The organism is Pectobacterium sp. HCp5_1 (genome assembly GCF_032905925.1).
GTDB lineage: Bacteria > Pseudomonadota > Gammaproteobacteria > Enterobacterales > Enterobacteriaceae > Pectobacterium > Pectobacterium brasiliense_A.
On sequence record NZ_JAUMIO010000004.1, the window covers coordinates 191,827 to 212,402 of the forward strand.

Genomic DNA, 20,576 nt, shown 5'->3' on the forward strand with positions numbered 1-20,576 from the left:
GACTCGCGGCTATCTGTGTACGTACAATCTGAAAGGGGAGTGGAATGATCAAGTTGGTAATTACCGATCTGGACGGCACGTTTCTTCACAGCGATGGCGATTACAACAGAGCCTTGTTTGCCGACGTTTATGCGCTAATGAAAGAGAAGGGCGTGCGGTTTGCTGTCTGCACAGGCAAGCAGTGTGAGCGGGTCGAAGCGCTTTTTGGCGATGATGCGAAAGACATCTGGATTCTGGGAGACAGCGCGACACGCATCAAGTATCAGGGAGAGTACGTTTACCAGTCACTTATAAAAAACCGTCTTGCCTTGAGCCTGATTGGCGTGCTGGAAAGCGTAGACGATCGGCACGTAGTCATCGGTTGTACCCCACACGGTGCGATGGTGAAGGAAACGATCGATTCTGCCTTACTGGAAAAGGTGAAAAAGTCGTACACCAATGTGACGCTGATCTCCAGCTTTGCTGCCGTGACCGATGATTTTGTGAAAATCACGGTTTATGACCCAGAAGGACACTGCCACGAGACGGCGAAGTACCTTGATGCGTTTCACGATCATGCCTATATCGTGGTCTCTGAAGCGTCTTGGATCGACATTGCTGATGTCGGCGTACACAAAGGGCACACCGTAGACATCCTTCAGGAGAAATTGGCGATTACGCCAGAGGAAACGATGGTGTTCGGCGACGGGCTCAATGATATTGAGCTAATGAGCCGCGGGGCTTACAGCTTTGCGATGCGCAATGCGTTTGAGGAAACCAAAGCGGCGGCGAATTTTATTGCCCAGAGCAATGATGACGATGGGGTACTGAAAACGATAAAGCTGCTGCTTTCATAAAGTGAACGGCATGAGGCAAACCGGCAGCCGCTGGGGCTACCGTCGCATTATCGGGCAACAATCAGCTCCAGATTTTTTTCGCTTAATGCGCTCTGGCAGGCAGGTGAGATTTCATCATCGGTCACCAGCGTGGTGATTTCATCACATGCAGCCACGCTATAACGAGCCAAAGCGGAGATCTTATTGGCGGTCAGTGCGACGATCACTTCGCTGCTGCGGGTGACCAGGCACTTTTTGAACTCTGCATCGTCATATTCAAAAACGGTCAGACCTTCATTGGCGTCAAAGGCACAGCCTCCTAACAGGCACTGATCGAAATACATCTTCTCTAGCTGCCTGAGCGTATCGATACCAATCGCGCCGCCGACCTCTCTCTGGATCCTTCCGCCAAGAAAAATCACTTCTACATCCTGATGTTGCATCAGCTCTGTTGCGATAATGGGCGAATTGCACACGGCAGTAAACTTCAGGCCCTGCGGGAGCTGCTTCGCCACGGCCAGATTGGTGGTACCAGTGTCAAAGAAGACGCAGCCATTAGGCTTTATCAGCGGGATAACGGCCTGAGCGATGCGGTCTTTCTGAACAGCATCAATACTCGCTCGGCTGGCAAAATCGATGGCCTCTGGCGGCATACTAACCGCACCGCCGTAGACGCGCTTGCAGGCACCGGATTGCGCCAGTTCTTTCAGGTCACGCCGTATGGTGTGCTCGGATACGTTCAATTCACGTGAGAGCTGGGCGCAGACGACTTTGCCTTCCTCGCTGAGGATCTGCCTGATTTTGGATTGCCGCTGCTCGGGAAAATCGGTGTAATCGAACATATATGTCCTTGGTTAATCAAAATGATGCACAACCTGCTGCCAGCGAGCAGGCTTCATTCTGGTCAATGATGTGTACAGCATGGAATTGCGCCATGTTAATCTGCACCTTCTGGCAACACAACACCTCTACCGCGTTGATCTGCAATGCGTGAGTCATGGTGTAAAATTTACGCGTTACTATACCGACATCACCGATAAAGAGAGAAAAATAGCCGTGTTTCATGTCATTACCGGGCTTATCGCCCTCTATGTTATCTGGCGTCTGGTCTGGCGCTTGCGTGTCGGTATGCCTGTAAAGCGCATGTTGGCGGTGTTAGTGCTGCTGGCTTCGCAGCATCATCTGATTACGCGCACCTTTTTTGGCACGATGGCGTCGCCGGAAGTGCCCGCATTTGTCCTGATGCTTCTGGGATGGGCGTTTGGCGCGCTGCTGATATCCGCATTCTTGCTGTTGGCTATCGATCTGTTCGGCGTCGTGGGGCGTCTGTTATCCCGTTCGGTTGGGAATATGTTGCTGAACAATATGACGCTGCCTGGTGGCATTGCCGTGGTGGCGATGGGGCTGGCGGCGATAGGCGTTTGGGAAGCGGTGCGCGTTCCTGAAGTACGTACGGTCGAAGTCGAGTTGAAACAACTGCCGCCTGCGCTGGATGGCTTCCGGCTGGTGCAGCTCACGGATTTACATGCCAGTCGCCTGTTACAGCGCCCCTGGATGGAAGCCGTAGTGGCAAAAACCAACGCGCTTAAACCCGATCTGACGGTAATTACGGGCGATCTGGCCGACGGCACTGTGAATGCCCGTCATGATGACATGGAACCGCTGCGTAACCTGACCGCGCCACACGGCGTGTTTGCTATTGTGGGCAACCATGAATATTACGTGGAATATACGCAATGGGTGCAGCGGCTGAATGCGTTGGGTTTGCGCATGTTGCTCAATGAACATGTATCGATTGGTCGCGATAATGCCGCGTTTGTGCTGGCAGGGATCACCGATCGCACCGCGGCTGATTTTCAACAGCTGCCGCCAGATACGGGTGCTGCGCTCAACGGAATAGCGCCGGAAACCGCTGTCATTTTGCTCAGCCATCGGCCAACGGGAGCGCAAGAGAATGCGCGTGCTGGAGCGGATTTACAGCTCTCCGGCCATACGCATGGCGGTCAGGTGCTAGGCATGCATTGGGTGACGCAGATGGCGAATGAAGGCTATGTCTCCGGCAGCTATGATGTGGATGGCATGCATCTGTACGTGAGCAATGGCGCGGGTCTGTGGAACGGCTTTCCGATCCGCTTAGGGAAACGTGCTGAGATTACTCAGTTCATACTCCGTTCGCCGTCGCTGTAGTTTTTAAGGTAGCAAAAGAATCCGCGGCTTCTTGAAAGAGGCCGCGATGACAAGCGGACTCATTATCGCAAGCTGTGCTATCGGCGAGATTATTGATGCAGATAGGAAAAATGTGCGATTGAACCGCTTTTCATCAGGTTAAGCTATCGCAGAAGTTAGCATATACAATTATAAATTATAGGGAGACTCTGGCACTGTCTTGCATCAAGAAGAAGGAATCGGTGAAGCGCTCTGTTGCCATAAGGCAAGGCTATCGGAGAACGACCCACCTTCTTGCGCAGCGATTAAGGCAATGCAACATACTGGGAGATAACGATGGACGAGAATAAAACGAAACCAGCCGGCAAATGTCCGGTTATGCACGGCGGAAACACTTCTACTGGCTCATCAAACACCGACTGGTGGCCAAATGCCCTCAATCTCGACATTCTTCATCAGCATGATACCAAGACCAACCCGTTAGGCAGCGATTTCAGCTACCGCGACGCCCTCAAAACCCTCGATGTCGATGCCCTCAAAAAAGATTTGCATGCACTGATGACCGATAGCCAGGAGTGGTGGCCAGCGGACTGGGGTCACTACGGCGGCCTGATGATTCGTATGGCCTGGCACTCGGCGGGCTCCTACCGTACGACCGATGGTCGCGGCGGCGGCGGAACCGGTAACCAGCGCTTTGCACCGCTTAACTCTTGGCCGGATAACGTTAGTCTCGATAAAGCGCGCCGCTTACTGTGGCCCATCAAAAGAAAATACGGTAATAAACTCAGCTGGGCTGACCTGATTATTCTGGCGGGTAATATCGCGTATGAATCCATGGGGCTGAAAACATTTGGCTTCGCCTTTGGCCGTGAAGACATCTGGCATCCGGAAAAAGACACCTACTGGGGCTCGGAAAAAGAGTGGCTGGCGAAGAGCACCGGTCGCTATGGCAGCGACGATCGTACCTCGCTGGAAAACCCGCTGGCGGCCGTACAAATGGGGCTGATTTACGTTAACCCAGAAGGTGTCGACGGCAATCCCGATCCGCTGCGTACCGCACAGGATATGCGCGTGACGTTCTCCCGTATGGCGATGAATGATGAAGAAACCGTTGCCCTGACGGCGGGTGGACACACGGTGGGTAAAACCCACGGTAATGGCGATGCCAGCCTGCTGGGTGCGGCACCAGAAAGTGCGGATGTTGAGGAACAAGGTCTCGGTTGGCATAACCCGACGGGATCGGGCAAGGGGCGCTATACCGTCACCAGCGGGCTGGAAGGCGCCTGGACAACGCATCCGACGAAATGGGATAACGGCTTCTTCCACATGCTGTTGAATCACGAATGGGAACTGAGAAAGAGCCCGGCGGGTGCATCGCAGTGGGAGCCTGTCAGCATTAAAGAAGAAGACAAACCGGTTGACGTTGAAGACCCGTCTATTCGCTACAACCCAATGATGACCGATGCCGACATGGCGCTGAAAGTTGACCCGGAATATCGCAAGATTTCCGAGCGTTTCTATCAGGATCAGGCGTACTTCTCCGAAGTGTTTGCCCGAGCATGGTTCAAACTGACGCACCGCGATATGGGGCCGAAAGCGCGCTACGTGGGTCCAGATGTGCCGCAGGAAGACTTACTGTGGCAGGATCCGGTTCCGGCTGGCCGTACTGACTATGATGTCGATGTTGTCAAAGCACGCATTGCAGAAAGTAGCCTTTCCATCAGTGAACTGGTCGCAACCGCCTGGGACAGCGCCCGTACATTCCGTGGTTCCGATATGCGCGGCGGTGCCAACGGCGCGCGTATTCGTCTCGCCCCGCAGAAAGACTGGGTAGGGAACGAACCTGAGCGTCTGGCGCGTGTGTTAGTCGTGCTGGAAAGCATTGCCGCTGCAACGGGGGCCAGCGTGGCTGATACCATCGTGCTGGCGGGTAATGTGGGGATTGAGAAAGCGGCGAAAGCGGCTGGCGTGCAGGTGACTGTGCCGTTTGCTCCGGGACGTGGCGACACCACCGATGCCCTGACCGACGCCGAGTCTTTTGACGTCCTTGAACCTATCCACGATGGCTACCGTAACTGGTTGAAGAAAGACTATGCCGTGAGCGTGGAAGAGCTGATGCTCGATCGTACCCAGTTGATGGGGCTGACGGCGAAAGAGATGACGGTGTTGGTTGGCGGCCTGCGTGTACTGGGGACCAACTACGGTGGCACCAAACACGGCGTATTGACGAATCGTGAAGGCGTGCTGACGAATGATTTCTTCGTCAACCTGACCGATATGAAATACACGTGGAAGCCATACCGTAAAGACCTGTATGAAATCCGCGACCGTAAAACGGGCGAAGTCAAATGGACAGCGACGCGCCTGGATCTGGTCTTTGGCTCCAATTCCATTCTGCGCGCCTACGCCGAGGTTTACGCACAGGACGACAGCAAAGAGAAGTTTGTGAATGACTTTGTTGCTGCCTGGGTGAAAGTGATGAATGCGGATCGCTTCGATCTGGCAGAGTAAGACGTCACGCTCCCCGCGCCGGTGTTTTCACGGCGCGGGGAGCATCATTTTTGCTGCGCGATCTTCTCTATCACTGCTTCTTGAGATTAAGCATGAATTCTCTGAACGGGGCGGCGAATTCCTTAAACAGTGGGTGCTTTCTATTCTGCATCATCACTTCACTAAATAGTTTCAAACCCACAATAAAGGCCTGAGTCTGTTCCGGCGTCATGTCCATCTTGCCATCGACTTTTTCCAGAATCTTGAACAAATCATCGTGGATTGAGCATTCAAACGACAGCGTGCGCTGCTGCTCGGCTTTTTCTTCCACCGTAATCTGATAGACGTTTCCCATTGTGGCCTCGGTAAATTGAACTCGTGATGGATAGTTGATAAAATCAACTATATGATCATTGATTGACTGAGTCAATAAAGCATGATGAAAGCTCTTTTTGCCTTACTGGAAAGCTATAAGGCGCAGATGCAGGAACAGATGAAAGCGCACGACATTAGTCTGGATGTGGTGCACGTCCGGTTATGTAAGATCATCGCGATGGAAGGGCGCATTACCCCCCAGTCGCTAGCGAAAAGGGTCTGTCGGGATAAGGCGCAGATCACCCGCATGGTCGCGGAGCTGGTCAAACGCGATTATGTCCGCAAGATCGATAATCCGGATGACGGCCGCAGCGTGTGGCTCAGTTTGTCCGATAAAGGCGTCGCGTTTACGCAGGTTTTTCTGCATCAGGAAAAGCAGATTGAGGCGCAGATGCTTCAGGCGCTATCCCCTGAAGAACAAGCCACGTTTAGTGCGCTGCTGGAAAAAATAGCGGCCAGCCGTTCTGCACACTAAGCCCCGCTTCCGCCAACTCCCGCTGCACTGCCGTGAGGCGTACTCGCTGTGCTACTGCACCGCGATAGCGCGATAGCGGCGTGCTTCCCCGCATAATTTTCCCTATAAACGACAGCCGGACTGGCACTTTCTGTGCTGGCACGCCTTTTGCTTTTCTCTATTCGGGACAGCACCACGCATGGCGCTGAACAACCTGAATAGCTGGCTAGGGTTCCGATCCATATCCTATGGATGTCTGGTCCGAGAGCTGGCGACCTCCAGTTGAGGTTACACGGCGGGACAAAAGCCCGGGAGACAGCAACACCCATGGTGTCGCGCTGTTCCCGCTTTTTTCCTACTCAACCGGAGGTCTGGCATGAACCTATCTCGTTTACTGGGCGTTTGCGTCCTCAGTCTCTCAGCGCTGCTGAGCTTCCCTTCTCAGGCTGCGCCTAAAACGCAATTCAACGTGTGCTGGACGATCTATGCCGGATGGATGCCGTGGGGGTTCATCGGCACGCAGGGCATCATCGATAAATGGGCCGACAAGTACGGCATCAAGATTAAGGTCACACAGCTCAACGACTACGTCGAGTCGATCAACCAATATACCGCCGGACAGTTTGACGGCTGCACGATGACCAACATGGATGCGCTGACTATTCCGGCGGCGGGCGGTGTGGATACCACGGCGCTGCTGCTCGGCAGTTTCTCCGCAGGCAACGATGGCATCGTGCTCAAAGGCAAAGGGAAAACGCTGAGCGACTTGCGCGGGATGAAGGTTAACCTGCCTGAACTCTCCGTCTCCCATTACCTGCTGGTGCGCGGTCTGGAGACGGCCGGATTGCGGGAGCGGGATGTCACCGTTGTTAACACGTCGGATGCCGATATTGTCGCCGCCTTTTCCACCCGCAGCGTGCAGGCTGCCGTCGCCTGGAACCCCCAGCTCTCTGCCATCAAAAGTCAGCCGGACACCACGGAAGTCTTCCAGTCCGGTCAGATTCCCGGCGAATTGATCGACATGATGGTCGTGAACACGCAAACGCTACAAGACAACCCAGCGTTGGGCAAAGCGCTGGCCGGTGCCTGGTTTGAAATGATGGCGCTGATGAAAGCGGGCGACAAACCGGCGCTGGAGTCCATGGCGGCTGCTTCCGGTACCGATTTAGCCGGCTATCAGGCGCAGTTAAAAACCACCCACCTGTTTTATTCCGCGCAGGACAATCTGGCGTTTCTGACCAGCCCGGATCTCCCTAACACCATGAAGCGAGTGGCTGATTTCTCCTTCGATAAAGGGCTGCTCGGCACTGGCGCACAGAGCGCGGATTTTATCGGTATGACGTTCCCCGGACAGGTAACACAGGGTGACAGCGCCAATGTGAAACTGCGCTTTGACGACACCTTCGTGCGTCTGGCCGCAGAGAATAAACTCTGACCCGCAAACTGGAGAGACTATCGTGCGCTTGATCAATCGCTACCCCAGTCGGGGCGGACGGCTGTTGCTGGTCCTGCTGCCGTTTGTCGTGCTGCTGGTGCTGTACCTCATCGGGTCGGCGCTGCGGCTGGAGGCTAACCCCAATGACAAACTCTTGCCGAGTCTTGGGCAAATGGCCGAGGCGATTCAGCGCATGGCATTCACCGAGGATAAACGCAGCGGTGATTACCTCTTCTGGCTGGATACGCAGGCCAGTCTGGTGCGTCTCGCGCTGGGGCTGGGGATCGCCAGCCTGTTGAGCCTGCTGTTCGGGATTGCGGCTGGGGCTTTTCCGCTGTTTCGCGCGTCGCTCTCGCCGCTGATGACCGTGCTGTCGATGATCCCGCCGCTGGCGATTTTGCCCATTCTCTTCATCGTCTTTGGGCTGGATGAACTCTCGAAAGTGATGCTGATCGTGATTGGCGTTACGCCGATGCTGGCGCGCGATCTCGAACAGCGCGCCCGTAGCATACCGCAGGAAATGCTGATTAAAGCCCAGACATTGGGAGCGAACAGCTGGGTTGTGGTGCTGCGCGTCATCCTGCCACAGCTGCTGTCGCGACTGCTGATTTCACTACGGCTGCTGCTGGGCGCGGCGTGGCTATTCCTGATTTCTGCCGAAGCGATTTCGGCAACGGCAGGGCTCGGTTACCGCATCTTTCTGGTACGCCGCTATCTGGCGATGGATGTGATTCTGCCTTACGTCGTGTGGATCACGCTGCTGGCATGGCTCATGGATATGGCGCTGCGCTGGCTGCATCGCCGCGTGTTCCCGTGGTCAGAGGAAGGCAAAGCATGAGTTTTATTGAGATCGATAACATCTGGCAGGAATACGGCGACCACGTTGTGCTGGAACGGCTCAACCTGAACGTTGAGGAAGGGGAGTTCTGCACGATGGTCGGGGCATCCGGCTGCGGTAAATCCACCTTTCTGCGTCTGCTGCTGGGGCAGGAAACGCCTAGCCGTGGCGAAGTACGGCTCGAAGGGAAGCGGCTGCCCGCTGAACCGGATGCCAGCCGCGGCGTGGTGTTTCAACGCTATTCGGTTTTCCCACATTTAACCGTGCTGGAAAACGTGGTGATTGGGCTGGAGATACCGCGTTCCCCTTGGCTTGGCAGGCTGTTTGGGCAGCGCAAACAGGCGGCGCGAGACGATGCCGCGCGGATGCTGGAGCGCGTCGGGCTGGGACACGCCATGCACAAATACCCTAACCAGCTTTCCGGCGGCATGCAGCAGCGGCTTGCCATTGCTCAGGCGTTTATTGTCCAGCCGCGCATCCTGCTGCTCGATGAACCGTTCGGGGCGCTGGATCCGGGTATTCGCGGCGATATGCACACGCTGCTGCTGGAGCTGTGGCAGGAAACCCGCTTAACGGTCTTTATGGTCACCCACGATTTGCCGGAAGGTTTCCACCTTGGCACGCGCTTGCTGGTGTTCGACAAAGTGCGCATCGACCCGCATGCGCCGGAAGCCTATGGCGCACGCATTACCTATGACATCCCGCTTAATCAGGAGCGTCTTGCCACACGCCAGCGTGCGCTTACGCTGGTGCCTCCTGTAGTCAGCGTGGCGACATCCCCTATTTAAGGAACTTTCGGTTATGACAGCGATACAGACATCGACAAACACATCGACAGGCCGAACGACGTTTGATGAAGAAATCGTGCCGGGCGGAGGACATACCTCTTTCATCCTCAAGCGTGGACAGATTCTGCGTATCGAAGATGTGGAAGGCGGCGGCAATGTGGGCCTGCTGCTGTTCAACGCCCACCAGACCAGCGAACGCCTGAACCTGCCGGATACCCTGAAAGGGCAACATACCGCCAGGCTGACGGTCGGACACTGCCTCTATTCTGATATGGGACGGGTGCTGGCAGCAATCATTGCTGATACGTGCGGTTGGCACGACAGCTTCGGTGGCGTGCTCAATGCGCAGGAAGTGCAGGAGAAATACGGGCAGGGGCGTTATCAGGAACGACGCAACGGATTTTTCCGTAACGGTATGGATAACCTGCTGGTCGAAATGGGGAAATGGAACCTCAATCTGCAAGATCTGCTGATGACGATCAACCTGTTCAGCAAGGTCACCGTGGATGCGCAAGGTCAGTTTCACTTTCACGCCAATCATTCTCAGGCGGGAGACTACATCGAGCTGTATGCGCCGATGGATACGCTGGTGGTGCTGACCGCCTTGCAACACCCGATGGATCCTAACCCAGCGTATGCACCGCGCCCGATTGCGCTCACCTGGAGCCGGGCGGAAGGCGAGGATGTCGCTGCGTACTGCCGTGCGTTCCGTGAGGAAAATGCACGCGCGTTTCACAATACCGAACGCTTTTGCCTGTAAGGAGGCCGGATATGACGTTAATTGCCAGCAATAAAATGGCCGAGGACGCGGTATTCCGCCATGTGATCCCTGCCGGAGAACCCTATCTGTTTGAGGTCAAGCAGGGGCAGACGCTGCGGCTGCTGGATCTGGAAGGCAATCAGGCGGTGGATACGCTGTTCTATCGTGTTGCTGATCCGCGCGAGCGCTACGATCCGCAACGCACGCTGCGTCGCCAAAATAGCGTCTATCTGACGACGGGCAGCGTGCTGTATTCCAACCTTGGTAACCCGCTGCTGACGATTGTCGCCGATACCTGCGGCCGCCATGACACGCTAGGAGGCGCCTGTGCGCAGGAGAGCAATACCGTGCGTTATGCGCTTGATCGACGCTACATGCATAGCTGTCGCGATAACTTTCTCTGCGCCTGTCTGCACGATGGCCGCCTGAATAAAAAGGACATCGGCGCGAACATCAACTTCTTCATGAACGTGCCGGTGACGGCAGAAGGCGGACTGACCTTTGAAGACGGCATTTCCGCACCGGGTAAATACGTGGAACTGCGCGCCGAAACGGACGTCATCGTGCTGATTTCCAACTGTCCGCAGTTGAATAACCCGTGCAACGGCTGGAATCCAACGCCAGCGGAGGTGCTGATATGGAACTGATGCCGCTGGATAGTGAAAAACGCACGCGCTGGCAGCGGGTGAAAGCGTGGCTGGTGAGCGCGCTGGAGGCAAGGGCGAATCGCTATTACCTGCCGCCGCATCGTGCCCAGTCGGATAAAACCCTATGATTCCGGCGCGATAGCCCGTTTCAGCATTATCTGTTTCAGCAGCACCTGACCGTTACCGCGATGGACGACCATCATGCGGATCGCATTTTGGCGGGACGACCCGCCCTTGCATGAGTCTAGCGTATGTTCGACAAACTTCTGATTGCCAACCGTGGCGCGATTGCGTGCCGTATTCTGCGTTCGCTACGTGAGATGAACGTCCGTGGCGTCGCGGTCTATTCTGATGCCGATATCAGTAGCCTGCATATTCAGGATGCCGATGAAGCCATTAGCCTGGGCGAGGGCGCGGCGGCGCACACCTATCTGGATGTAGACAAAATTCTCTCTGCGGCGCAGCGCAGCGGCGCGCAGGCCATTCATCCCGGCTATGGTTTTCTGTCTGAGAATGCGGCGTTTGCCGAAGCCTGCGAAGCGGCGCAAATTGCCTTTGTCGGGCCGACGCCGCAGCAGTTACGGGTATTTGGTTTAAAGCATACCGCGCGCGCGCTGGCGAAGCAGCACAACGTACCGCTGCTGGAAGGCACCGAGCTGCTGGAAAATATTGATGCGGCCCTCGGTGCGGCGGCGGCAATCGGCTATCCGGTCATGCTTAAAAGCACGGCCGGAGGCGGTGGGATCGGGATGCGCGTCTGCTATAGCGCCACGGAACTGTCCGACGCGTTTGAAACAGTAAAGCGTCTGGGGCAGAACAACTTCAGCGATGCGGGCGTATTCATCGAAAAATATATCGAACGCGCCCGACATCTGGAGGTGCAGATTTTTGGCGATGGGCAGGGCGACGTGCTGGCGCTGGGTGTTCGGGACTGCTCGGTGCAGCGTCGTAACCAGAAAGTGATTGAAGAAACACCCGCGCCCAACCTGCCGGACGGGGTCGCCGATGCGCTGTGTGCGGCGGCGATCAGTCTGGCACAGGCGGTAAATTATCGCAGTGCCGGAACGGTGGAATTCGTTTATGACAGCGCGACGGACCGTTTTTACTTTCTTGAAGTCAATACGCGCCTACAGGTGGAACATGGCGTAACGGAACAGGTCTGGGGCGTGGATCTGGTGCGCTGGATGATCGAATTGGCTGCGGGGGATTTACCACCGCTGCGCGAGCTGTCTGCCGGATTGAAGCCGCAGGGGCATGCGATTCAGGCACGTCTGTACGCGGAAGATCCGGGCAAACAGTTCCAGCCGTCGCCGGGATTACTGACGGAAGTTGCGTTCCCCGCCGCAGAAGGACAGAGCCTGCGTATCGATACCTGGGTGACGGCCGGGTGCGAGATTCCCCCATTTTTCGACCCGATGCTGGCTAAGATCATCGCCTGTGCGTCCACCCGCGAACAGGCGATGGCGGGGCTGGATCGGGCGCTGGCGGACACGCGACTCTACGGTGTGGAGCACAACCGTGACTATCTGCGCCAGATTTTAGCGGCAGATCCGTTTGCCAGCGGTCAGCCGTGGACGCGCTGTCTGGATGCGTTGGTCTACCAGGCGACAACCTGCGAAGTGGTAAGCGCCGGTACGCAGACCACCGTACAGGATTATCCCGGACGTCTCGGCTACTGGGCGGTCGGCGTGCCGCCATCGGGGCCGATGGACGATCGCGCGCTGCGTTTAGGCAACCGTCTGGTGGGGAATCCGGCGGGAATGGCGGCGCTGGAAGTCACGATGAACGGGCCGATATTGCGTTTTAATACGGACGCTGTGGCCGCAGTCACTGGTGCGACTATCGCTATCGAGCTGGACGGTCAACCTGTGCCGATGGATCGCGTATTTGCGATACCGGCGGGTGGCACGCTGCGTTTAGGTGCGGCGAGTGCGCAAGGGGTTCGCAGCTATCTTTGCCTGCGTGGCGGTATTGATGTGCCGGACTATCTCGGCAGTAAAAGTACCTTCACGCTGGGGCAATTTGGCGGTCATGCGGGCAGGGCGCTGCGGGCGGGTGACGTCTTGCACCTTGCACCGCTGGCTGACCGACGTATTGGAGACAGCCTGCCGGATGCGTTGCGCACCACGTTGTCTACCGTACGTGAACTGCGCGTGATTTATGGCCCACATGCAGCACCAGACTATTTCACGCCTGCCTATATGGACACGTTTCTCACCACCGAATGGGAAGTGCACTTTAACTCCAGCCGCACGGGCGTCCGTCTGATTGGGCCAAAACCGGAGTGGGTGCGCGACAGCGGCGGAGAGGCCGGACTGCATCCTTCGAATATTCACGATAACCCGTATGCCATCGGCGCGGTGGATTTCACGGGTGATATGCCGGTTATTCTGGGGCCGGATGGCCCGAGTCTGGGCGGATTCGTCTGTCCGGTGACGATAATCGAAGCCGACCTGTGGGCGCTAGGGCAGCTTAATGCGGGCGACCGTGTGCGCTTTATTCCTGTCGATCTCCCGACGGCGCGCGCATTGGCTCAGGCACGCCATGCGGAGGTGGAACAGCTTGCCCCGAGCGCTGTCGAGTGGTCGCCTGCTGCGCTTATTTCTCCGGTGGTGTTGGATACCGGTGAGGAGGATAAACGGCTGGTTGCACGGCTGTCCGGCGATACTCATTTGCTGCTGGAAGTGGGGGCGGCGGAACTGGATGTCGCGCTGCGTTTTCGCGTCCATGCGCTGATGCTGGCGCTGGAGCAACAGACGCTCGATGGCATCATTGACGTGACGCCGGGGATTCGCTCGTTGCAGGTGCACTATCGCCCCGAAATGCTGTCGTTACAGCACCTGTTGGATGTGCTTTCTACGCTATGGCAGGACGTTTGCACCCAGCAGAATCTGACTGTGCCGTCACGGGTGGTTTATCTGCCGCTGTCCTGGGACGATCCCGCCTGCCAGTTGGCGATCCAAAAATACATGACCACGGTACGCAGCGATGCGCCCTGGTGCCCAAGCAACCTTGAATTTATCCGCCGTATTAACGAATTGGATAATCTTGATGAGGTTTACCGAACGGTCTTTGACGCCAGTTATCTGGTGATGGGGCTGGGCGATGTTTACCTCGGCGCACCGGTGGCAACGCCGCTGGATCCGCGCCACCGTTTGGTCACCACCAAATATAACCCGGCGCGTACCTGGACGGCGGAAAACTCGGTGGGTATCGGCGGCGCGTACCTGTGCGTGTACGGCATGGAAGGGCCGGGCGGCTACCAGTTTGTCGGACGCACGTTGCAAATGTGGGATCGCTATCGCGGCGTTGGCGCATTTGACGGTAAACCGTGGCTGCTGCGTTTCTTTGATCAAATTCGCTTTTATCCGGTGTCTGCCGATGAGTTGTTATCGATCCGACGGGATTTCCCGCTAGGGCGCTACCCGCTACGGATCGAGCAAAGCGAACTGGCGCTAAACGCCTATCAGGATTTTCTGTCGCGGGAAGCGGAAGCGATCGAAACATTCCGCGTGCGTCAGCGGGCTGCGTTTGAGGCAGAGCGCGAGCGCTGGTGTATTGCCGGTCAATCGGTGACGGATAGCGTGGACGTGGTGATTGAAGAGGCGAGTGAAGCACCGATTCTGCCGGGACAGGTCGGCGTAGAAAGCCCGATTTCCGGTAATCTCTGGCAGGTGACGACGGAGATCGGCAAAATGGTAGCCGAGGGGGAAACGCTGATGATTCTCGAGTCCATGAAAATGGAAATCCCGATTGTGTCGCCGCAGCGTGGCATGGTGCGGGAGATCCGCTGTCAGCCCGGCGCATCCGTTCGCGCGGGGCAGTGCGTGGTGGTGATCGAATCACAAGCGGAATAACGGCGGCGCTCTGTCGTATTCATTCACAAATAGTCTAATTAGGTAATCAGCAATTCTGAAAACGCAGGCTGGGGGGCATAAATGGCTTCTGGCCTGTTAATACATACGCTGTGTTAATGAGTAGATATAGAGGGTAGCTATCCTGATAATAGCAACACTAATCGAATATAAGAGACAATAAAAAAAGGGCGGAATCAAAGGAAAAAACAAGGAATGGTGCGTTCAATTGGACTCGAACCAACGACCCCCACCATGTCAAGGTGGTGCTCTAACCAACTGAGCTATGAACGCATTGAGATACCGAACTGCCTGTCTGACAGCGAGGCGAATAGTAGCGAGCGAGGGGAAAACTGGCAAGAGGAAAAATGCAATTTTGTGCTCTTGCCAGTGCGATTGCTGGGGTTGTATCCATTCCGTCGTTTTTTTCGACGATACCCGTCATTCTTCAAGCTGCTTGTGCGTTGGCTGCCCTTACTCACCCCAGTCACTTACTTGTGTAAGCTCCTGGGGATTCGCTCGATTGCCGCGTTACAAGGCTCATAAATGGGCCTTGCCCTAAAGGGCCAACGCTTTGCGTTGTTCAAAACGCTAACGTTTTGTCACGCAACTCGAATTATTTAGGGTATAAAACTGGATGAAACGTTATCTAGCGGGCGGCGCGCGCTAAAATCCGTGCGGCGGGTTGGCGCTGGAGAAAACGAATTCGCGTGACCATCATCACTGCCGCAGCCGTCAGACCAATGATGAAACCACACCAGAAGCCCGCAGGCCCCATGCGCGGCACGATAATATCCGTCAACGCCAGCAGATAGCCGCTCGGTAGGCCCAAGACCCAGTACGCCGTGAACGTAATATAGAAAATTGACCGGGTATCTTTATAACCGCGCAGAACACCACTGCCGATCGCCTGAACGGCGTCGGAAATTTGATAAACGGCAGCCAACAGCATGAGCTGAGAAGCCATTGCCACAACCAGCGGATCCTGATTGTAGAGCAGGGCGATAGGCTCACGCAGCAGTGTGGTGAAAATGGCCGTACAGCTGGCCAACGCCACGCCGGCCATGATACCGGTGTGCGCGGCAATGCGGGCGTTCTCAACCGAACCTTCCCCTAAGCGATGCCCGACGCGAATGGTCGTGGCGACCCCCACCGAGAGCGGAAGAACGAACATCAGCGAGCTGAAGTTCAGGGCAATCTGGTGACCCGCCACGTCGACGACACCCAGCGGCAACACCAACAGCGCCACCACGGCAAACAGTGTCACTTCAAAAAGTAATGCCAGCGCGATAGGTAAACCGAGGCCAAAGAGGCGCTTCAGCACGGCAATGTCTGGGCGGAATGCGGGACGGTGCAGGCGGATATCGCGTAGCCAGGAAGCGCGTCGGGTATAAAGCATCATCAATAGCATCATGATCCAGTAAACCGAGGCGGTAGCCACGCCGCAGCCAACGCCGCCCAGTTCGGGCATGCCAAATTTACCGTGGATAAAGATGTAGTTGATCGGGATGTTGATTAACAGCCCGATGAATCCAATCATCATGCCGGGGTAGGTTTTGGATAGTCCTTCACACTGGCAGCGTAAAACCTGATAGAACAGATAGCCGGGAACGCCCCACAGCAGCGCATGCAGATAGCCGATGGCTTTCGCAGCCAACTCTGGCGAACTGTCGCTCATCAGGTTAATGGCGTATTCCCCCTGATACAGCACCAGCATTGTAAGCACCGAAATGATGGCGGCGAGGAAGAAGGACTGTCGCACCTGATAAGAGATGCGATCGCGTCGGCCGGAACCGTTGAGCTGTGCGACAACGGGCGTCAGCGCCAACAGCAGGCCATGGCCAAAAAGAATGGCGGGTAGCCAGATAGAGGTTCCCACGGCGACGGCGGCCATATCGGTGGCGCTATAAGCACCGGCCATGACGGTGTCAACCACACCCATCGACGTTTGGGACACTTGCGCAATAATGACAGGAACAGCAAGCGCCGATAATTTACGCGCTTCTGTCAGATACTGTTGCACGGATACCTTCCTTGAATGACTTAATTTTGCTAGCGGGATGAATAATCTGGATATGAAAAACGTCAAGAATAAAACGAGAACGTTATTGTAACGACTTAATAAAAGTAAACCAGCTTGAAAGAGAATATATTCTTTTTGTTACGCTGCGGTTTCGATAACGTCTGACGTACCGTATTCCGGTTTGGTTTTCCGCGGAATATCGGGCACACTGCACAACGTCATTTCTTTGTTTTTAAGAGGCAAACCGCATGTTTACCGGTATTGTTCAGGGCACCGCGCCGGTGGTGTCGATTGAAGAAAAATCCAACTTTCGCACGCACGTTGTCCAACTCCCGCCCGACCTGTTGCCAGGACTCGTGCCCGGCGCTTCGGTGGCGCACAATGGTTGCTGCCTGACGGTAACCGCCATTGACGGCGATCGTGTCAGTTTTGATCTCATGAAGGAAACGCTGCGGTTAACGAATCTGGGCGATATTCACGAAGGTGATGTCGTGAATATTGAGCGAGCCGCGAAATTCGGTGATGAGATCGGTGGGCACGTCATGTCGGGCCACATCATGTGTACGGCGGAAGTGGTTAAGATTCAGGTTTCAGAGAATAACCATCAAATTTGGTTCCGTCTGGCAGATGAAGCGCTGATGAAATACGTGCTGCATAAAGGCTTCGTTGGGATTGATGGCATCAGCCTAACGGTAGGAGAAGTGACCCGTGGACGTTTCTGCGTGCATTTAATTCCAGAAACGCTGAACCGCACCACGCTGGGGCAGAAGCGTCTGGGAAATCGGATTAATATCGAAATCGACCCGCAGACACAGGCCGTGGTCGATACGGTCGAGCGTGTTTTAGCTAGCAAGCAGGCGAGCGAGCTCGGCAAGGAAGAGTAATTCCTACGTTGCACATTCTGGTAAACCGGACGGCGTTGCTACCGTCCGGTTTCTCTTTTCAGTCAGCACACGACTTTCTGTCAACACACAATGCTGTCAGCGCGCAACGCGCAATCCACCGTCGACCCCATCCGTGCTGAACAAGACCTGCCAGAGCTGAAGTTTCCTTGCTCTGAAAGCCCCTGCACAAAAGTTAAGATAGTAGCTGAACATCCGGCGGAAGCGGGCCGTGTAGCGTGTGGAAAGTCGTGGCCAGTTCTGCTGAAAGCGAGCGTGCCAGGCCATTAAGGTACGATCGTAATCAGCACCGAAATTATGCCAGTCTTCCATCACCATGTAAGGCTCACTTGCCTGCGCAATATGCTGTATGGAGGGAATACAGCCGTTGGGGAAGATGTATTTATGAATCCAGGGATCAATGTGCGGATTGGTCTTATTGGCCCCGATGGTATGTAGCAGAAACAGTCCATCGGGTTTTAGATTACGCCGCACGACGCGGAAATAATTGTCATAGTTGCGTGGCCCGACGTGTTCAAACATACCAACTGACACCACGCGATCGAATTGCCGATCGAGATCGCGGTAATCCTGTAGTTCAATGGTGACGTTCAGATCCTGACAACGTCGCTGCGCCAGCACCTGTTGTTCTCTGGAAATAGTGATGCCGTACACTGAAACGCCGTAGTGGCGTGCCGCGAATTCGGCCAGTCCGCCCCAGCCACAGCCGATATCCAGCAGCGTCATCCCTGATGTTAACTGGAGCTTTTCGCAGATCATGGCGAGTTTATCTTCCTGCGCCTGTTCCAGCGTCTGTGCCTGTTTCCAATAGGCGCAGGAGTATTGCATATAGGGATCCAGCATCAGGGTAAAGAGGTCGTTACCTAAATCGTAATGCGCTTTACCGACAACCTGAGCACGTTGGCGGGATTGTAAATTTGTGACGCGGGAGAGGGCGACGCGCGTCAGGTCGTGCAGACGGCGGGGCAGCCTGGCATCCAACCCCGCACGCAGGACGCGATGGGAAAACATATCCAGCCGTTCACACTCCCACCATTCATCCATGTAGCTTTCTCCCAGCCCCAGCGATCCCTCACGTAGGATGCGTTTAAAGAAATTGGGGTTGGTCACGCGGATGTCAAAAGGGCGAGTGCCGTTGATGGTGATATCCGCGCTGGCCAGCATGTCTTGCACGATGTGGAACCAGGGCGCGGTATTAGGATCCCATTCTTCTGTATAAGGTAAACCCATCATGTCTCCTTAACTTTATGTAAAAGTATCGTAAAACACATCAGGACAACACTTATCGCAGCCGAGGTATCGGCTGTCACCAGAGAAAATGAAACACGGTATTAAATTTAAAACTGCTTCAACCAGCATACAAGAGAATTGGCTGAAGCAGAGAGGAGAAGCAGTAGGAATAAGAAAATCGTCTGTACAGAATGGCTGCGGCTAGCGGCGATAGTCGAGGTAAGGGCCGTCTGCAACCGAGCGGCGTTCAATCAACGTCGGGTGCACTTCAATGACGTGTGCATCTTCCCGCTTACTGGTAATGCGATCCAGCAGCATCGCGAAAGCGGACTGACCCAGACGCTCCTTTGGCTGGTGGATGGTGGTCAGCGCAGGCGTAAAGAAACGCGCGTGGCGCACGTTGTCATAACCGATCACCGAAATATCCTGCGGCACACGCAGACCCAGTTCGTCAGCCGCACAGATAGCCCCCATCGCCATAATATCGCCGCCGCAGAATACGGCCGTTGGACGCTGTTTCTGTGCGAGGATCTGATGCATGGCTTTGTAGCCGGATTCCGGTTCGAAATCGCCCCGAACTACCCATTCGTCGCGTACGGTGATGTCGGCTTCCTTCAATGCTTTCAAAAAGCCGAGGTAGCGCCCGCTGCCGGTGTTGCGTTCTTGAGTGCCGGGGATGGCACCGATATCCCGATGGCCGCGTTCAATCAGGTAGCGACCTGCCATATAACCGCCTTCAAAGGCGTTATCGATAATCGTATCGGTAAAATCGCTGTGCATCTGTCCCCAGTCCATCACGACCATCGGAATGCTGCGATAATCTTCCAACATCGACAACAGCTCTGGTGGGTATTCAGCGCACATTACCAGCAGGCCATCGACGCGTTTTTGCGCCAGCATGGAAAGATAGGCGCGCTGTTTGCCGATGTCGTTATGCGAATTACACAGCACCAGCGTGTAGCCTTTGGCATAGCAGCTGTTTTCAACGGCTTCAATGATTTCGGCGAAATAGGGGGCTTCGCTGGATGTGGCCAGCAAACCGATAGATTTAGTGTGATTAACTTTGAGGCTGCGGGCGACGGCGCTGGGCGAATAGTGCAATTCTTTAATTGCCGCCCTGACGGCTGCCTTAGTCTCTTCGGCGACGAAACGTGTTTTATTGATCACGTGCGATACGGTTGTGGTGGAAACGCCAGCACGTTTTGCCACATCTTTAATCGTTGCCATCTAAAAATGACTCCTGAACTTACCTGTTACAGACGTAAGTATATTGTTAATCGTTTGCCTACGTTTAATGTTCTTCTTCTAAGCTAAAAAACAGGATTTCAGAAGGAGAATGCCGAATGTTATACCGAAGGGATCTGGGTTGACGTTTTTCGACTGATACGCAGCGCTTTCATAAACAGCGGATTGTGTCCGATTTATCATGAAAGTGAAAGGGCTAATTTATACTATTAGTGATGCATTCGTCCGAGATTTTTCGCTACAATTATGAAAGAATCGTAATAACCCTATTATTTGTGGCTTTTACTACCTAAACGGGTTTGGCTGTGAACGGTGGTGTCTTTTCAGATGAAGCTTTCAGATAAAATTCGTTCGTTAATAAGGAGTAATTCATGGATACAGATCTGAAGATGTCTTTGCTGACAACTGTTGGCTCGTTGGCTGTGATCATCGCGTTTAGTTTTATTGCGGTGCTGAACTAACCGAACGGTGCCTCTGGGCGGGTTAGGTATTCAGACACGTTGATGTTACATAAAACGTGTCTGAATCGCTTTATACCCGTCATATTTCAAGTT

18 protein-coding genes, 1 tRNA gene and 1 riboswitch are annotated in these 20,576 nt (G+C 55.0%); of the genes, 13 read left to right on the forward strand and 6 right to left on the reverse strand.

Annotation, left to right across the window (positions count from 1 at the left end; all coding sequences use genetic code 11):
- Nucleotides 1–44 precede the first annotated feature (44 nt).
- A complete protein-coding gene (locus Q3A88_RS05025) occupies nucleotides 45–836 on the forward strand; it encodes an HAD-IIB family hydrolase (protein ID WP_233991217.1) in 792 nt (263 codons plus the stop codon).
- Nucleotides 837–883: 47 nt separating this feature from the next.
- Here Q3A88_RS05025 and Q3A88_RS05030 read toward each other — a convergent pair whose 3' ends face one another.
- On the reverse strand, nucleotides 884–1,657 hold the full coding sequence (locus tag Q3A88_RS05030) for a DeoR/GlpR family DNA-binding transcription regulator (RefSeq protein ID WP_014915756.1): 774 nt from the start codon (nucleotides 1,655–1,657) through the stop codon (nucleotides 884–886).
- Nucleotides 1,658–1,736: 79 nt separating this feature from the next.
- Here Q3A88_RS05030 and Q3A88_RS05035 point away from each other — a divergent pair, with 79 nt between their 5' ends.
- Both Q3A88_RS05035 and katG read left to right on the forward strand, forming a co-directional pair.
- Nucleotides 1,737–3,002 (forward strand): metallophosphoesterase, encoded by a 1,266-nt coding sequence (locus Q3A88_RS05035; RefSeq protein WP_317177524.1) that lies wholly within the window; start codon nucleotides 1,737–1,739, stop codon nucleotides 3,000–3,002.
- Between the two features lie 315 nt (nucleotides 3,003–3,317).
- A complete protein-coding gene (gene katG / locus Q3A88_RS05040) occupies nucleotides 3,318–5,492 on the forward strand; it encodes a catalase/peroxidase HPI (protein WP_110163981.1) in 2,175 nt (724 codons plus the stop codon).
- A gap of 70 nt (nucleotides 5,493–5,562) precedes the next feature.
- Here the strand turns inward: katG and Q3A88_RS05045 are convergent, their stop codons facing one another.
- A complete protein-coding gene (locus tag Q3A88_RS05045) occupies nucleotides 5,563–5,826 on the reverse strand; it encodes a DUF3861 domain-containing protein (RefSeq protein ID WP_010276554.1) in 264 nt (87 codons plus the stop codon).
- Between the two features lie 81 nt (nucleotides 5,827–5,907).
- On the opposite strand from Q3A88_RS05045, the gene Q3A88_RS05050 reads away from it, so the two are divergent.
- From Q3A88_RS05050 to uca, 8 genes are all read left to right on the forward strand, one after another.
- Entirely contained in the window at nucleotides 5,908–6,321 is a 414-nt protein-coding gene (locus Q3A88_RS05050) for a MarR family winged helix-turn-helix transcriptional regulator (protein WP_014915753.1), read from the forward strand.
- A 194-nt stretch (nucleotides 6,322–6,515) separates the two neighbouring features.
- Nucleotides 6,516–6,617, forward strand: a riboswitch (guanidine-I (ykkC/yxkD leader).
- A 59-nt stretch (nucleotides 6,618–6,676) separates the two neighbouring features.
- On the forward strand, nucleotides 6,677–7,735 hold the full coding sequence (locus Q3A88_RS05055; protein WP_110163977.1) for a putative urea ABC transporter substrate-binding protein: 1,059 nt from the start codon (nucleotides 6,677–6,679) through the stop codon (nucleotides 7,733–7,735).
- A 22-nt stretch (nucleotides 7,736–7,757) separates the two neighbouring features.
- Entirely contained in the window at nucleotides 7,758–8,573 is an 816-nt protein-coding gene (locus Q3A88_RS05060; RefSeq protein ID WP_205594103.1) for an ABC transporter permease, read from the forward strand.
- A complete protein-coding gene (locus Q3A88_RS05065) occupies nucleotides 8,570–9,361 on the forward strand; it encodes an ABC transporter ATP-binding protein (protein WP_317177525.1) in 792 nt (263 codons plus the stop codon). Before Q3A88_RS05060 ends, Q3A88_RS05065 begins: the two co-directional genes overlap by 4 nt.
- Before the next feature lie 13 nt (nucleotides 9,362–9,374).
- On the forward strand, nucleotides 9,375–10,121 hold the full coding sequence (locus Q3A88_RS05070; protein WP_317177526.1) for an urea amidolyase associated protein UAAP1: 747 nt from the start codon (nucleotides 9,375–9,377) through the stop codon (nucleotides 10,119–10,121).
- An 11-nt stretch (nucleotides 10,122–10,132) separates the two neighbouring features.
- Nucleotides 10,133–10,768, forward strand: a complete 636-nt coding sequence (locus Q3A88_RS05075; protein WP_110163974.1) for an urea amidolyase associated protein UAAP2 — start codon at nucleotides 10,133–10,135, stop codon at nucleotides 10,766–10,768.
- Entirely contained in the window at nucleotides 10,759–10,896 is a 138-nt protein-coding gene (locus Q3A88_RS05080) for a hypothetical protein (protein WP_014915747.1), read from the forward strand. The genes Q3A88_RS05075 and Q3A88_RS05080 overlap by 10 nt, the downstream gene beginning before the upstream one ends.
- 123 nt (nucleotides 10,897–11,019) lie before the next feature.
- Nucleotides 11,020–14,625: an urea carboxylase gene (uca, locus tag Q3A88_RS05085; RefSeq protein ID WP_317177527.1), complete on the forward strand. Its 3,606-nt coding sequence runs from the start codon at nucleotides 11,020–11,022 to the stop codon at nucleotides 14,623–14,625.
- A gap of 214 nt (nucleotides 14,626–14,839) precedes the next feature.
- Here uca and Q3A88_RS05090 read toward each other — a convergent pair.
- Both Q3A88_RS05090 and Q3A88_RS05095 read right to left on the reverse strand, forming a co-directional pair.
- Nucleotides 14,840–14,916: transfer RNA gene (locus tag Q3A88_RS05090), tRNA-Val, on the reverse strand.
- Nucleotides 14,917–15,271: 355 nt separating this feature from the next.
- Nucleotides 15,272–16,645, reverse strand: coding sequence for an MATE family efflux transporter (locus tag Q3A88_RS05095; protein ID WP_317177528.1), 1,374 nt, complete (start codon nucleotides 16,643–16,645; stop codon nucleotides 15,272–15,274).
- A 248-nt stretch (nucleotides 16,646–16,893) separates the two neighbouring features.
- On the opposite strand from Q3A88_RS05095, the gene Q3A88_RS05100 reads away from it, so the two are divergent.
- Nucleotides 16,894–17,529: a riboflavin synthase gene (locus Q3A88_RS05100; protein WP_014915742.1), complete on the forward strand. Its 636-nt coding sequence runs from the start codon at nucleotides 16,894–16,896 to the stop codon at nucleotides 17,527–17,529.
- Between the two features lie 96 nt (nucleotides 17,530–17,625).
- Here the strand turns inward: Q3A88_RS05100 and cfa are convergent, their stop codons facing one another.
- On the reverse strand, nucleotides 17,626–18,777 hold the full coding sequence (cfa, locus tag Q3A88_RS05105) for a cyclopropane fatty acyl phospholipid synthase (protein WP_317177544.1): 1,152 nt from the start codon (nucleotides 18,775–18,777) through the stop codon (nucleotides 17,626–17,628).
- Nucleotides 18,778–18,978: 201 nt separating this feature from the next.
- Entirely contained in the window at nucleotides 18,979–20,004 is a 1,026-nt protein-coding gene (purR, locus tag Q3A88_RS05110; RefSeq protein WP_010276588.1) for an HTH-type transcriptional repressor PurR, read from the reverse strand.
- 389 nt (nucleotides 20,005–20,393) lie between these two features.
- Here purR and Q3A88_RS05115 point away from each other — a divergent pair, with 389 nt between their 5' ends.
- Nucleotides 20,394–20,483, forward strand: a complete 90-nt coding sequence (locus Q3A88_RS05115) for a YnhF family membrane protein (protein ID WP_014915740.1) — start codon at nucleotides 20,394–20,396, stop codon at nucleotides 20,481–20,483.
- Nucleotides 20,484–20,576 lie beyond the last annotated feature (93 nt).

Bases quoted from the DNA above. Each gene is read 5' to 3' on its own strand.
- Q3A88_RS05025 (WP_233991217.1), top strand. From the start codon at position 45: ATGATCAAGTTGGTAATTACCGATCTGGACGGCACGTTTCTTCACAGC.
- Q3A88_RS05030 (WP_014915756.1), bottom strand. From the start codon at position 1,657: ATGTTCGATTACACCGATTTTCCCGAGCAGCGGCAATCCAAAATCAGG.
- Q3A88_RS05035 (WP_317177524.1), top strand. From the start codon at position 1,737: ATGGAATTGCGCCATGTTAATCTGCACCTTCTGGCAACACAACACCTC.
- katG (WP_110163981.1), top strand. From the start codon at position 3,318: ATGGACGAGAATAAAACGAAACCAGCCGGCAAATGTCCGGTTATGCAC.
- Q3A88_RS05045 (WP_010276554.1), bottom strand. From the start codon at position 5,826: ATGGGAAACGTCTATCAGATTACGGTGGAAGAAAAAGCCGAGCAGCAG.
- Q3A88_RS05050 (WP_014915753.1), top strand. From the start codon at position 5,908: ATGATGAAAGCTCTTTTTGCCTTACTGGAAAGCTATAAGGCGCAGATG.
- Q3A88_RS05055 (WP_110163977.1), top strand. From the start codon at position 6,677: ATGAACCTATCTCGTTTACTGGGCGTTTGCGTCCTCAGTCTCTCAGCG.
- Q3A88_RS05065 (WP_317177525.1), top strand. From the start codon at position 8,570: ATGAGTTTTATTGAGATCGATAACATCTGGCAGGAATACGGCGACCAC.
- Q3A88_RS05070 (WP_317177526.1), top strand. From the start codon at position 9,375: ATGACAGCGATACAGACATCGACAAACACATCGACAGGCCGAACGACG.
- Q3A88_RS05075 (WP_110163974.1), top strand. From the start codon at position 10,133: ATGACGTTAATTGCCAGCAATAAAATGGCCGAGGACGCGGTATTCCGC.
- Q3A88_RS05080 (WP_014915747.1), top strand. From the start codon at position 10,759: ATGGAACTGATGCCGCTGGATAGTGAAAAACGCACGCGCTGGCAGCGG.
- uca (WP_317177527.1), top strand. From the start codon at position 11,020: ATGTTCGACAAACTTCTGATTGCCAACCGTGGCGCGATTGCGTGCCGT.
- Q3A88_RS05100 (WP_014915742.1), top strand. From the start codon at position 16,894: ATGTTTACCGGTATTGTTCAGGGCACCGCGCCGGTGGTGTCGATTGAA.
- cfa (WP_317177544.1), bottom strand. From the start codon at position 18,777: ATGGGTTTACCTTATACAGAAGAATGGGATCCTAATACCGCGCCCTGG.
- purR (WP_010276588.1), bottom strand. From the start codon at position 20,004: ATGGCAACGATTAAAGATGTGGCAAAACGTGCTGGCGTTTCCACCACA.
- Q3A88_RS05115 (WP_014915740.1), top strand. From the start codon at position 20,394: ATGGATACAGATCTGAAGATGTCTTTGCTGACAACTGTTGGCTCGTTG.